This is a genomic window from Chitinophaga sp., from assembly GCF_036566945.1.
In the GTDB taxonomy this organism is placed as follows: Bacteria; Bacteroidota; Bacteroidia; order Chitinophagales; family Chitinophagaceae; genus Chitinophaga.
This window is the reverse complement of record NZ_DATCVJ010000404.1, coordinates 1-12,551: the sequence shown is the minus strand read 5'-3', so window position 1 is coordinate 12,551 and position 12,551 is coordinate 1. Positions and strand designations below refer to the sequence as shown.

General features: G+C 45.2%; 11 protein-coding genes. 9 read left to right on the top strand and 2 right to left on the bottom strand.

Translation table 11 applies throughout. The annotated features are described in order from the left end of the window. Nucleotides 1-31: 31 nt before the first annotated feature. Nucleotides 32-916 carry an LD-carboxypeptidase gene (locus tag VIP81_RS12110; protein ID WP_331960512.1) on the bottom strand — a complete coding sequence of 295 codons (885 nt, stop codon included), beginning with the start codon at nt 914-916 and terminating at the stop codon, nt 32-34. Nucleotides 917-1,073: 157 nt separating this feature from the next. Between VIP81_RS12110 and metG the strand changes: the two genes are divergently transcribed. The 8 genes from metG to lpxB all read left to right on the top strand — a co-directional run bounded on the left by metG (nt 1,074) and on the right by lpxB (nt 10,378). Beyond that, nucleotides 1,074-3,212, top strand: coding sequence for a methionine--tRNA ligase (gene metG, locus VIP81_RS12105; RefSeq protein ID WP_331960509.1), 2,139 nt, complete (start codon nt 1,074-1,076; stop codon nt 3,210-3,212). Between the two features lie 219 nt (nt 3,213-3,431). Beyond that, on the top strand, nt 3,432-3,809 hold the full coding sequence (locus VIP81_RS12100; RefSeq protein WP_331960505.1) for a four helix bundle protein: 378 nt from the start codon (nt 3,432-3,434) through the stop codon (nt 3,807-3,809). 26 nt (nt 3,810-3,835) lie between these two features. Next, nucleotides 3,836-6,235 carry a 3-hydroxyacyl-CoA dehydrogenase/enoyl-CoA hydratase family protein gene (locus VIP81_RS12095; protein ID WP_331960502.1) on the top strand — a complete coding sequence of 800 codons (2,400 nt, stop codon included), beginning with the start codon at nt 3,836-3,838 and terminating at the stop codon, nt 6,233-6,235. A 98-nt stretch (nt 6,236-6,333) separates the two neighbouring features. Then, nucleotides 6,334-7,227: an ABC transporter ATP-binding protein gene (locus VIP81_RS12090; protein WP_331960499.1), complete on the top strand. Its 894-nt coding sequence runs from the start codon at nt 6,334-6,336 to the stop codon at nt 7,225-7,227. Continuing rightward, nucleotides 7,227-8,006 (top strand): ABC transporter permease, encoded by a 780-nt coding sequence (locus VIP81_RS12085; protein ID WP_331960496.1) that lies wholly within the window; start codon nt 7,227-7,229, stop codon nt 8,004-8,006. Before VIP81_RS12090 ends, VIP81_RS12085 begins: the two co-directional genes overlap by 1 nt. Before the next feature lie 84 nt (nt 8,007-8,090). After that, entirely contained in the window at nt 8,091-8,867 is a 777-nt protein-coding gene (gene surE, locus VIP81_RS12080) for a 5'/3'-nucleotidase SurE (protein ID WP_331960493.1), read from the top strand. Nucleotides 8,868-8,950: 83 nt separating this feature from the next. Next, nucleotides 8,951-9,256 (top strand): hypothetical protein, encoded by a 306-nt coding sequence (locus tag VIP81_RS12075; RefSeq protein ID WP_331960490.1) that lies wholly within the window; start codon nt 8,951-8,953, stop codon nt 9,254-9,256. A gap of 18 nt (nt 9,257-9,274) precedes the next feature. Next, entirely contained in the window at nt 9,275-10,378 is a 1,104-nt protein-coding gene (gene lpxB / locus VIP81_RS12070; RefSeq protein WP_331960487.1) for a lipid-A-disaccharide synthase, read from the top strand. On the opposite strand, the gene VIP81_RS12065 is transcribed toward lpxB, so the two are convergent. Then, nucleotides 10,375-10,545, bottom strand: coding sequence for a DUF6728 family protein (locus VIP81_RS12065; protein WP_331960484.1), 171 nt, complete (start codon nt 10,543-10,545; stop codon nt 10,375-10,377). The genes lpxB and VIP81_RS12065 overlap by 4 nt on opposite strands. A 53-nt stretch (nt 10,546-10,598) precedes the next feature. Between VIP81_RS12065 and VIP81_RS12060 the strand changes: the two genes are divergently transcribed. Continuing rightward, nucleotides 10,599-12,551, top strand: a 1,953-nt coding sequence (locus tag VIP81_RS12060) for a glycoside hydrolase family 2 protein (RefSeq protein WP_331960481.1), incomplete at its 3' end; no start/stop codon positions are given.

Sequence of the window (12,551 nt, the reverse complement as noted above, 5' to 3'; positions counted from 1 at the left end):
TAAATCAGTATAATCCTGAGTAAGACAAAAATCACACTTCAGACAATATCGTTTTTGCCCCAATTTTCAACTCATGCTTTACCCCTAATTTCATTGAGTAATTAGCTGCCTGGTGCCCACTCGGAAAGCCAAAGCATACGGGATATTCATAGTCTTTTACCAGGTTCGTGATAATTTCATATTCTGTCTGACCAAAAGGCGTATCTGTTTCTTTGCCATCCACAAAAGATCCCACTACCAATCCGGCCAGTTTATCCAGCCATCCGGCCCGTTTCAGGTTGTACATCATGCGGTCTATGTTATACCGGTATTCTCCGATATCTTCCAGTAGTAGTATTTTCCCTTTGGTATTGATTTGTGAGGAAGTGCCGGAAAGATTGGCCAGTATGGACAAATTGCCGCCTACCAGTATACCGGTGGTTTTCCCTTCCTGATTCAGCGGATGCGCCGGCGCTGTATAGCGATATGGCTTGCCTTTGAGCGCAGTAGCCAGGCTACGCACATATTCATTATCTACTGTTTCCGGCGTAATGCCGCTGCACATCATGGAGTGGAGGGTGGCAATACCGAATTGACGATTTACATGCGAGTGTAAGGTCGTAATGTCGCTGTAGCCACATAGCCATTTGGGTTGCTTACGGAAACCGGTAAAGTCCAGCTTGTCGATGATGCACACCATACCATAACCACCACGGCCAAAAACAATGGCTTTTATTTCCGGATCATCCAGCATATCCTGCAGTTCTTCCAGTCGCAGTTCATCCGGTGCGGAGAAGTTATGAAAGCTGGTACCCACGGTAATGCCGAGGTGCACGCGGTATCCCCAGGAAACAAGTACACTTCTCGCGTACTCCGCTGCCTGCAGGTCCATTTTGCTGCTGGAGCAGGTAATTCCGATCAGATCACCTTTTTTCAAATATGGCGGAATTTTTACCATTGTACCTTTTGTTTACCTTTGCGGATTAGTTAGTGTAAATTCAATCTTTATTCGCTGACTAAGGTGATAAATTGTAATGGGGATTCCAAAAACAATCACCTGATTTAAAGTTTATTTAAGCATTCGTTAAGAGAATATGGCAAAATTTAATAGATATTTAATAACTGCAGCATTACCGTATGCCAATGGCCCGGTGCATATAGGACACCTTGCCGGCTGCTATCTGCCAGCAGATATTTACGTGCGTTACTTACGCTCCAACAAGGCAGATGTGAAATTTGTTTGCGGAACTGATGAACATGGTGTACCTATCACCATTAAGGCGATGAAGGAAGGGGTGAGTCCGCAGGATGTAGTAGACAAATACCATAAAATTATAGGCGATAGCTTTGCCGCCATGGGCATCTCTTTCGACATATTTGCCCGTACCAGTGATCCTATCCATCACAAAACTTCCCAGGATTTTTTCCTGAAGATGTACAACGATGGACTGTTTGAAGAAAAAGAAAGTGAGCAATATTTCGATCCGGAAAAAGAAATGTTTCTGGCCGACAGATATATTGTGGGCACCTGCCCTAACTGCGGCAATGATAAAGCCTATGGCGATCAATGCGAACGCTGTGGCAGAACCCTGAGCCCGGATGAACTCATTAACCCGCACTCTGCACTGAGCAATGCACCATTGGTGAAGAAAACCACCAAACACTGGTACCTGCCGCTGCAGAACTATGAGCCATGGCTGAAGGAATACATCATTGATGGTCATAAAGAGTGGAAAAATAATGTATACGGTCAGTGCAAAAGCTGGCTGGATAGCGGGTTGCAAAGCCGCGCCATGACGCGCGACAGCAACTGGGGTATCAAAGTACCATTAGCGGATGCAGAAGGAAAGGTGCTGTACGTATGGTTTGATGCCCCCATCGGTTATATTTCCGCCACCAAAGAACTCACCGAAAACTGGGCTGACTACTGGTGTAAAGACGATACCAAACTGGTACATTTTATTGGTAAGGATAACATCGTATTCCACTGCATTATTTTCCCTGCGATGCTGAAAGCCCACGGTGGTTTTGTAGTACCGGACAATGTGCCAGCTAACGAGTTCCTGAACATAGAAGGTGAAAAAGTATCCACTTCCCGTAACTGGGCAGTATGGGTGAATGATTATATCGCTGACTTCCCGGATCAACAGGATGTATTGCGTTATGTACTTTGCGCCACCGCACCGGAAACGAAGGACAATGACTTTACCTGGAAGGATTTCCAGGATCGGAATAACAACGAGCTGGTAGCCGTTTTCGGCAACTTTGTGAACAGGGCTATGGTGCTGATGCATAAATTATGCGGAGGAAAAGTACCGCCATTGCAGGAAGCATTCATGAATGACGGTGATCGCGATATGCTGAAAGAGTTTGGACTGGCGAAAGAAAAAATAGAGAACAGCATCGAGAATTACCGGTTCCGGGAAGCACTGGCAGAAGTAATTGAATTTTCCAGAAAAGGAAATCAATATCTGCAACAAAACGAGCCATGGATACTGGCAAGTGTACTTGAGAACCTGAAGAACGGTACCTGGAGTGCAAAGCATCAACAGTATGAAGGTAAAAGTGAAGAGTATTTGCGTGCCCGTATAGATATCTGTTTACACATTGCGTTGCAGATGTCTGCAAACCTGGCCATCTTCTCTCATCCTTTCCTGCCATTCACCGCGAAGAAGATTTGTCACATGCTGAAAGTGGTAGATCGTATGCTGGAATGGGACAATGCTGGTAGCCAGAAGTTGGTAAACGTAGGTTATTCACTGCGGGAACCAGAACTGCTGTTTAAAAAGATAGAAGACGAACAGGTGACTACACAGGTACAGAAACTCCATGATGGTCTGAAACAGGCTATGGACGCCGCCGCTGCTGCAGCTCCTGCTGTAGAAGAAGCACCACCTGCACCTGCCAAACCAGAAATTCAATACGATGATTTCGCTAAACTGGACCTGCGCGTAGGCACCATCTTACAGGCAGAAAAAGTAGCAAAAGCAGATAAATTATTAAAACTGCTGGTAGACATTGGTACAGAACAACGTACCGTGGTATCCGGCATCGCGATGCATTTTGCACCCGAAGATATCATCGGCAAACAGGTAACACTGGTGGCCAACCTGGCTCCCCGCAAAATGCGCGGAATAGAAAGCCAGGGAATGATCCTGATGGCCGAAGATAATGGCAAACTGATTTTTGTAAACCCTGCCGAAGCGGTGAAGCCCGGTAGTGGGGTGAATTAAAGAGCTGTTAGTTTTTAGCTGTTAGCTATTAGCTATTAGCTATTAGCTGTTAGCTATTAGCTTTTAGATTAGAGCGAATGGAAAATAATAGAGCTGTTAGCTATTAGCTGTTAGCTTTTAGATTAGAGCGAATGACAAATAATTATAGATAAAAGGGGATAAAGCTGATACAAATTGTATCGGCTTTATTTTTTATATTTATCAAGTAAATGTTAACCCATGAGAAACTTCAGGAACCTGCTTGTTTGGCGGAAGTCTTTTGACCTGTCAATAAAAATTTATGAACTCACAAAATCATTTCCTTCGGAAGAAAAATTTAGTTTGGTAAGCCAGCTAAGAAGAGCTGCTATTTCAATTCCCAGTAATATCGCTGAAGGCGCCGCAATGTATACGGATGCGCATTATAATAAATTTCTACAAACTGCCATCGGCTCTTCCTTTGAAATAGAAACCCAACTGTTAATCTCTTGCCAAATTTACCCTTCACTCAAAAAAAGTATTACAGAAATCATCCTTCCATTGCTGATTGAAGTCCAAAAAATGCTAAATTCAATGATCAGTAAACTGACAACCGCTGTAAGCTCCGCTAAAGACTAACAGCTAACAGCTAAAAGCTAAAAGCTATGAGACACATCAACAAAGTAGCCGTTTTAGGCTCGGGAGTAATGGGATCAAGGATTGCCTGTCATTTTGCAGGCATTGGCGTACAGGTTTTGCTGTTGGACATAGCCCCCAAAGAACTGAACGACGCAGAAAAAAAGAAGAACCTGACCCTGGATCATCCTGCAGTGAAGAACCGGATTGTGAATGATGCCCTGCAGGCTGCGATAAAATCAAATCCGTCGCCCGTTTTTACCAAGGATGTCGTTAAACGTATCAAGACCGGCAACTTCACCGATGATATGAAGCGCGTGGCAGAGGTAGACTGGATCATTGAAGTAGTAGTGGAAAACCTGGACGTAAAGAAGATTGTATTTGAACAGGTAGAGCAATTCCGTAAACCCGGTACCCTCATCACCTCCAACACTTCCGGCATTCCTATTCACCTGATGACAGAAGGGCGCAGTGCAGATTTTCAAAAACATTTTTGCGGTACCCACTTCTTTAACCCACCCCGCTATCTTCGTTTACTCGAAATAATACCTACTCCACATACTGATCCTGCTATTATAGATTTTCTGATGCACTACGGTGATCTTTACCTCGGTAAAACAACCGTTCTCTGTAAAGATACCCCGGCGTTTATCGCCAACAGGGTAGGTGTATTCTCTATCATGGCCATTTTCCACATCATGCAGGAAATGGGATTGGGCATTGATGAAATAGATGCCCTCACGGGGCCTGTAATAGGACGGCCTAAATCAGCCACCTTCCGTACTGCAGATGTGGTAGGGATAGATACCCTGGTGAAAGTAGCAAAAGGCGTGATGGATAACTGTCCGCAGGATGAAGCCATCGGCATTTTTAAAATCCCGGATTTCCTGCAGAAAGTAGTGGAAAACAACTGGCTGGGAGATAAGACCGGACAAGGGTTTTACAAGAAAACCAAAGGAGAGGGGGGCAGTAAGGAAATCCTTACCATGAACCTGCAAACCATGGAATACGGGCCTAAGCAAAGAGCGAAGTTTGCCAGCATCGATGCTGCTAAACCGGTGGAAGATCTCAAGCAACGTATTAAAATGCTGACAGCCGCCACAGATAAGGCTGGAGACTTTTACAAACAATTCCATGCCTACCTGTTTTCTTATGTATCGCACCGCATTCCTGAAATAGCTGATGATCTGTATAAAGTAGATGACGCGATGAAAGCCGGTTTTGGCTGGGAAATCGGTCCTTTCGAAACCTGGGATCTGCTGGGTGTGGAAGCATCCGTAAAGTTGATAGAAGAAAAAGGATTAACGGTAGCCCAATGGGTGAAAGATATGCTGGGTAAGGGAATCAAAACCTTCTACAAAGTAGACAACGGCAAGAAATTTTATTACGATGTAGTCAGCCAGGCATACAAAACATTACCTGGTGAAGGACAATTCATTATCCTGGAAAATTTCTCCAATAATATTGTCTGGAAAAACAGCGCCTGCAACCTGATCGACATCGGCGATGGCGTGGTTTGTTTTGACTGGAAAACCAAAATGAATACCATCGGCGGTGAGGTGCTGGAGGGATTAAATAAGGCGATAGACCGTGCAGAGAAAGACTTCCGCGGTTTGGTTGTTGGCAATGAAGGCACTAACTTTTCTGCTGGCGCCAATGTGGGCATGATTTTCATGCTGGCGGCAGAACAGGAGTTTGATGAACTGGATATGGCCGTGCGCCTGTTCCAACGTAGCACCATGCGTTTACGTTATTCCTCCATACCAGTGGTGGTAGCACCGCATGCACTAACACTGGGTGGTGGTTGCGAAATGTGTTTACATGCAGATAAAGTACAGGCAGCAGCCGAAACTTATATTGGACTGGTGGAGTTGGGGGTGGGCCTGATTCCTGGCGGTGGCGGTACCAAAGAAATGGCACTCCGCGCCAGCCTGGAATATAAAGAAGGCCGGATCGAGGAAGAGCCACTGAAAGATTACTTTATGACGGTTGCTACCGCAAAAGTAGCGACCTCCGGTTTTGAAGGATTCGATATGGGCGTATTGCGCAAAGGGCATGATGAAATAACCATGAACCTCAGCCGCCTCATTGCAGATGCCAAACGCAGTGTGATTGCGCTGGCGGATGAAGGATACACCCGCCCGATAGAAAGAACGGATATTAAAGTGATGGGCCGTGGTGCACTCGGTGCCTTACTGGCAGGCGTTTACGCTATGAAGTTCGGCAACTATATTTCAGAACATGATCAGAAAGTAGCGAATAAACTGGCCTATGTAATGTGTGGAGGAGATCTCACAGAAGCTTCTTTTGTAAGCGAACAATACCTGCTGGACCTGGAGCGCGAAGCTTTCCTGAGTCTTTGTGGGGAACGCAAAACGTTGGAACGTTTACAGAGTGTTATCAAAACAGGTAAGCCTGTACGAAACTAAAAACTGTTATTTTAATTTATGGGAAATGTAGTGAAGATTAGCCATAAGATCATTCGCTGCATTTCCCTTTTTAATTATCCACATTTATATTCTTTCCCGTGCCAATTCTATCCTTACAAAACGTTTCCAAAAAATATGGAACTGTACAGGCGCTGTCAGGTGTTTCCTTTGAAGTGCCCGCCGGCAGTGTCTTTGGTGTGCTGGGCCCTAATGGTAGTGGTAAAACTACCTTGCTGGGCATCGTCACAGACGTTCTCAAAGCCGATACCGGCAGTTTTACTTTATTTGATAAAGTACCTACCGCCCACGAACGCCGGCAGATAGGTACTTTGCTGGAAACGCCCAATTTTTATCATTATCTCAGCGGATATAAAAACCTGGAGATCTCCGCGGCTATCAAGCAACGGGGAAAAGACGACATTGCCCGCGTACTGGAAATCTGCGGTCTTACCCAACGTCAGCATTCTGCTTTTAAAACCTACTCATTAGGTATGAAGCAGCGGCTGGCCATTGCCGCGGTACTGTTGGGCGATCCGGAAGTATTGATCCTGGATGAACCTACCAACGGACTGGATCCTTCCGGCATTGCCGAAGTGAGGAGCCTGGTGCGCAAGCTGGCGGATACCGGTAAAACCATCATTCTTGCCAGCCACCTGCTGGATGAAGTAGAGAAAGTGTGTACACATGTAGCCATTATCAGATCCGGAAAATTATTGCTGTCCGGCGCGGTGAATGAGGTAATTAGCCGCAACGATTATGTGGAACTATCAGCGGCAGATAACAACGCATTGCAGGCTGCCCTGCTGCAATATCCCGGTTGTACCGGCGCAGAAATTACCGGTGGTCTCATTAAAGCCTCGTTTAGCATTGCTCCGGATCCGGCGGCCATCAACAGCTACTGCGCTAAGCAGGGCATCTGGCTGAATCAACTGCAACTCCGTAAGAAAAGTCTTGAAACCGCATTCCTGGAAATCACTAATATCCCCGCCTGATGAAACAAATTATATATACCGAATGGCTGAAAGTAAAGAATTACCGCACGTTCTGGGTAATGCTGCTGCTGGCGCTTATCATTATTCCTGCGGGTAATTTCATGGTAGCTGATAAGTTTAGCGGACAGGAAATGAAGCAGGTAGGTAAAATGTTGGGAAATCCATTTAGTTTCCCCGATGTATGGCTCACCATGGCTTCCATGAACAGCTATAACTCGCTGCTGTTCGGACTGCTGCTAATCATCCTCGTTACCAATGAATACACCTATCGCACCAACCGCCAGAATGTGATTGATGGCTGGGAAAGAAAAGAATTCGTATATGCCAAGTTATTCTGGCTGGTGACTATTTCCCTGTCTACTCTCCTTATTGCCACTATCAGCGGTGCTTTGGTAGGACTCATGTATGGTGAAAAACCTTTCAGCATGGAAGGGTATGAGTATATGTTGTATTACTTCCTGCAACTCAATGTGATGTTGACTATTGCGTTATTGATCGGCGTGCTGGTGAAGCGCGCGGGGCTGGGTATTGTGTTGTTTATCGCTTATAATATGATGGCAGACCAGCTGTTGTCTGTGTTGATAAAAAGATATGTAAGCCCTATTGGAGGACTGTTGCCGCTGCAAAGCGGGGATGAATTGCTGCCTTTCCCACTGATTGGTAAGATGGTATCTTCAGGTACGCAATACGACACTTACGTGTATGTAACGGCCATGATAGCCTATATCACATTAGGCATCTATCTGGTTTTCAGGAAAATATTAAAATCCGATCTGTAGAAATATCCATATATTTCACATTCTTTTAAAGCGAAATGTTTAGGAGAGAGCTTAAATTTGTTGTGCGAAGTTAAAATGTGAACTATGGCTACAAAGGAACGTGTAATATTGGTAACGAATGATGATGGGATCACAGCACCGGGAATACGTGCTTTAATTGAGGCCGTGAAGCCATTGGGTAAAGTGGTGGTGGTAGCGCCGGATAGTCCGCAGTCGGGCAAAGGGCACGCGATTACGATTGGAACACCGTTGCGTTTGAACCAGGTAGATATTTTTGAAGGAATAGAAGCATGGCAGTGTTCGGGTACGCCGGTAGACTGTGTAAAGCTGGCCCGCGATAAAATTCTGCATGGTAAGCCGGATATTTGTGTGAGCGGGATAAACCATGGCGCTAATCATTCGATTAATGTGATTTATTCTGGTACCATGTCGGCGGCCATGGAAGCAGCTATTGAAGGGATTCCTTCTGTAGGCTTTTCCTTCCTCGAATATAGCTATGATGCAGATTTTACTTTGCCCAAAAAAGTAGCTTACCAGGTGACCAAACGCATGCTGGAATCAGATTTGCCGCCGGGGACCCTTTTTAATGTGAATATTCCGATTGCGAGTGAACACGAATTTAAAGGGTTGAAAATCAGCCGGCAGGCAGATGCCAAATGGGTAGAGGAGTTCGATGAACGCCGCGACCCGCATGGGAAAAAATACTATTGGTTAACCGGTGAGTTTAAAAACCGCGACACCGGAGAAGATACAGATGTATGGGCATTGGATAATAACTATGCATCTATTGTGCCCGTGCAGTTTGACCTGACGAATTACTCGTTGAAAAAGAAGCTGGAAGAGGATTGGAAGGACCTGTAATAAAGCCGAAAGCCGAAAGCAAAAAAGGCAAGCGGTTTCGGACACATGATAAACTAAAAGCTAAAAGCTAACAGCTAAATGCTATGTTAAAAAAAGACAATCTTCCATTAGGGATTTTACTGGGGTTTCTGACTCCCCTGGCCGCGTTTTTCCTGTACTATTTTTTTGTGATCAGACTACAGCATAACGATGTAGGGCTGGGACAATTTCTGGGGATCTTAAAAGATAACCGGCAGATGATTCCTAAACTCACCAGTATCTGTCTGTTACTGAACGGGCTGGTGTTTTTCCTGTACACAAGAAAACGGCTGGATATTACCGCCAAAGGTATTTTCCTGATGACCATGCTGTACGCGATCGGCATTTTATTGCTTAAACTGATCAGATAATTTTTAATCTACACGAAATTGAAATATTACATTATTGCAGGAGAGGCGTCAGGTGATTTGCATGGCAGTAATCTTGTAAAACAATTAAGGCAGCTGGATACGTCTGCGGATATACGCAGTTGGGGGGGAGATATGATGGAAGCTGCCGGAGCCCATGTGGTAAAGCATTACAAAGAATTGGCTTTTATGGGTTTCGTGGAAGTAGTAATGAACCTGCGTACCATTTTTCGTAATTTAGATACCTGTAAAAAAGATATTACCGCATTCAATCCCGATGTATTGGTGCTGGTAGATTACCCTGGTTTTAACATGCGTATTGCAGAATGGGGTAAACAACAAGGTTTTAAAATAGTATATTATATTTCTCCGCAGGTATGGGCCTGGAAAGAAAACCGGGTAAAAAAGCTCAAGCAGAGTGTAGACAAAATGCTGTGTATTCTTCCCTTTGAAAAGGCATTTTATCATAAATGGAATTATGAAGTAGAATATGTAGGCCATCCTTTGGTAGAAGTCATCAAAGCCGCTAAAGAACAGCCGGCAGATGCGCCATTGTCGGATAAACCGGTGATCGCCGTATTACCCGGCAGCCGTAAACAGGAAGTGAGTGTGAAATTACCCATTATGCTTACGATGGCGAAACATTTTCCGGAATACCAGTTTGTGGTGGCGCAGGCGCCAAGTCTGGATGATCATTTCCTGGAAGAGCTGACCGGCCAGCATCCTAATGTGTCCATGGTAAAAGGACAAACGTATAATCTATTACGTCAGGCGAAAGCGGCGCTGGTAACTTCCGGTACCGCCACACTGGAAACAGCTTTGTTTGGTGTGCCTGAAGTCGTGTGCTATAAAGGAAATCCCATTTCCTATTTCTTCGCAAAACATTTGATCAAAGTAAAGTACATCTCCCTGGTAAACCTGGTGATGGATAAGCTGGTAGTGAAAGAACTTATTCAGCATGACCTCACCGAAGAAAATTTGGGGAAAGAGCTAACCGCTTTGCTGAAAGACGACGGCGCCAGAAGCCGCGTCATGAAGGATTATGCGGAATTATGGCATAAGCTGGGAGAAAAAGATGCTTCCCGTCGCGCGGCTGAAGTGATCTATGAATATGCGATCGCTTAATGTTTTCTGATAAGCTTAATGATCATAATGATAATGGCTACTAAAAAGAGTAGCAGCGATATTCTGTTCATCCCGTGCATCATTGCCACATAGCGTGTTTTTGGTGCATTGGGATCCTTTTTACCTATGTAGAGATACCTCAATATTTGTTGCCAGATACTTTTCATTTCTCAAAGATCGTAAATCAGTACTATTTTTGGTTCTTCTGAAAAATAAGAACATGAAATATATACTGTTAACTGCTTGTTGGTGTTTAACGATGTTAGCCAACCTGGCAGCGCAGGACCATGCGACCAATCCCATGTTATCCGGATGGGAATTTTCCCGCGCAGATGAAGGCATCTGGCGGCCCGCCACTGTGCCCGGTACCGTGCATACTGATTTACTGGCACTGAAATTAATTCCCGATCCTTTTGTCGGCACCAATGAAAAGGCGGTACAGTGGGTAGACAAAAAAGACTGGCAATACCGCAAAAAGTGGAAGCTGAAAAAAGCGGACCTGAACTTTGATGTGGTGGAACTGGAGTTCAAAGGTTTGGATACTTATGCAGATGTATACCTCAACAACCATTTGATATTACAGTCGGCCAACATGTTTGTATCACATATCGTCAATGTGAAGGAATGGTTGGTCGCGGGTGACAACGAATTGCGCATTCTCTTTAAAAGTCCGGTTAAAACGGATATGCCCAAATTTTTGCAGGATAGTATCATCTATCCTGCCGGCAATGATGCCAGCGATATTCCATTAAGTATTTATGCCCGTAAGGCGCCCTACCATTATGGCTGGGATTGGGGGCCACGGCTGGTTACGTCGGGCATCTGGCGGCCGGTGTATTTGCATAGCTGGAACAAGGCAACCATCCGCGATGTGTACTGGCAACAATTAAAGCTGGATTCCGCGCAGGCAGAAATGCAGGCGGAAGTAACCATAGATGTCGCCGTGGCAGGGGAGTATAGCCTGCAGCTGCAGGAAAAAAATCCGCGGGGAAACACACCGGAACTGGCCAAACAGCCGGTGAGCCTGCAGGCAGGAACCAACGTATTGAAAATTCCTTTCGTTATTAAGAAGCCTGCTCTCTGGTGGCCTGCCGGTATGGGGGATCAATTCCAGTATGAACTGCAGGCTAATCTACAAAGCAATAAAAAGAGTATTGCTTCCCGTAGTAACCTGATTGGCCTGCGTACCGTGGAAGTGGTGAATAAACCCGATAGCCTGGGCGAATCTTTTTACTTGAAAGTGAATGGGCGTCCGGTATTTATGAAAGGCGCCAACTATATTCCGCAGGATAATTTTTTGCCAAGGGTAACGATGGAGAAGCAGCGGAAATTGTTTCAGGACATGGTGGAATCTCACTTTAATATGGTGCGCGTATGGGGTGGTGGCATTTATGAAGATGATGAATTTTACCGGCTCGCTGATCAAAATGGGATATTAGTGTGGCAGGACTTTATGTTTGCGTGTACCTTCTATCCTTCCGATCCGGCTTTCCTGGAAAACGTACAACAGGAAGCTGCGGATAACATCAAACGCCTACGCAATCACCCTGCCCTGGCTTTGTGGTGTGGCAATAATGAAGTAGGGGTGGCCATTAAAAACTGGGGTTGGGAAAGCGGTTACGCCTATACGAACACACAGTGGCAAAGCCTGTTGGCTGGTTACGATAAGTTATTTAAAGAAGTGTTGCCGCAGCAGGTAGCGACTTATCAGCCGGGTACTTTCTATTTCCATTCTTCCCCCATCAGCAACTGGGGCAAGGTAGAAGACTTTACAAAAGGCGATAATCATTACTGGGGCGTATGGCACGGGATGGAATGGTTTGAAGCCTTTAATACACATATTCCCCGCTTTATGAGCGAATATGGTTTTCAGTCCTTCCCATCCATGGAAACGATCCGCACCTTTGCTACCAAAGACGATTATGATATTTTCTCCAATGTGATGCAATCGCATCAGAAGAGTCCTGCCAAAGGGAATACAGCTATTAAAACGTATATGCTGCATTATTACCGGGAGCCCAAAGACTTTCCGTCTTTTGTATATCTGAGCCAGGTATTGCAGGCAGAAGGTATGAAAATGGCCATAGAAGCACATCGCAGAGCAATGCCCTATTGTATGGGCACCCTTTACTGGCAACTGAATGATTGCTGGCCGGGTGCTTCCTGGTCGGGG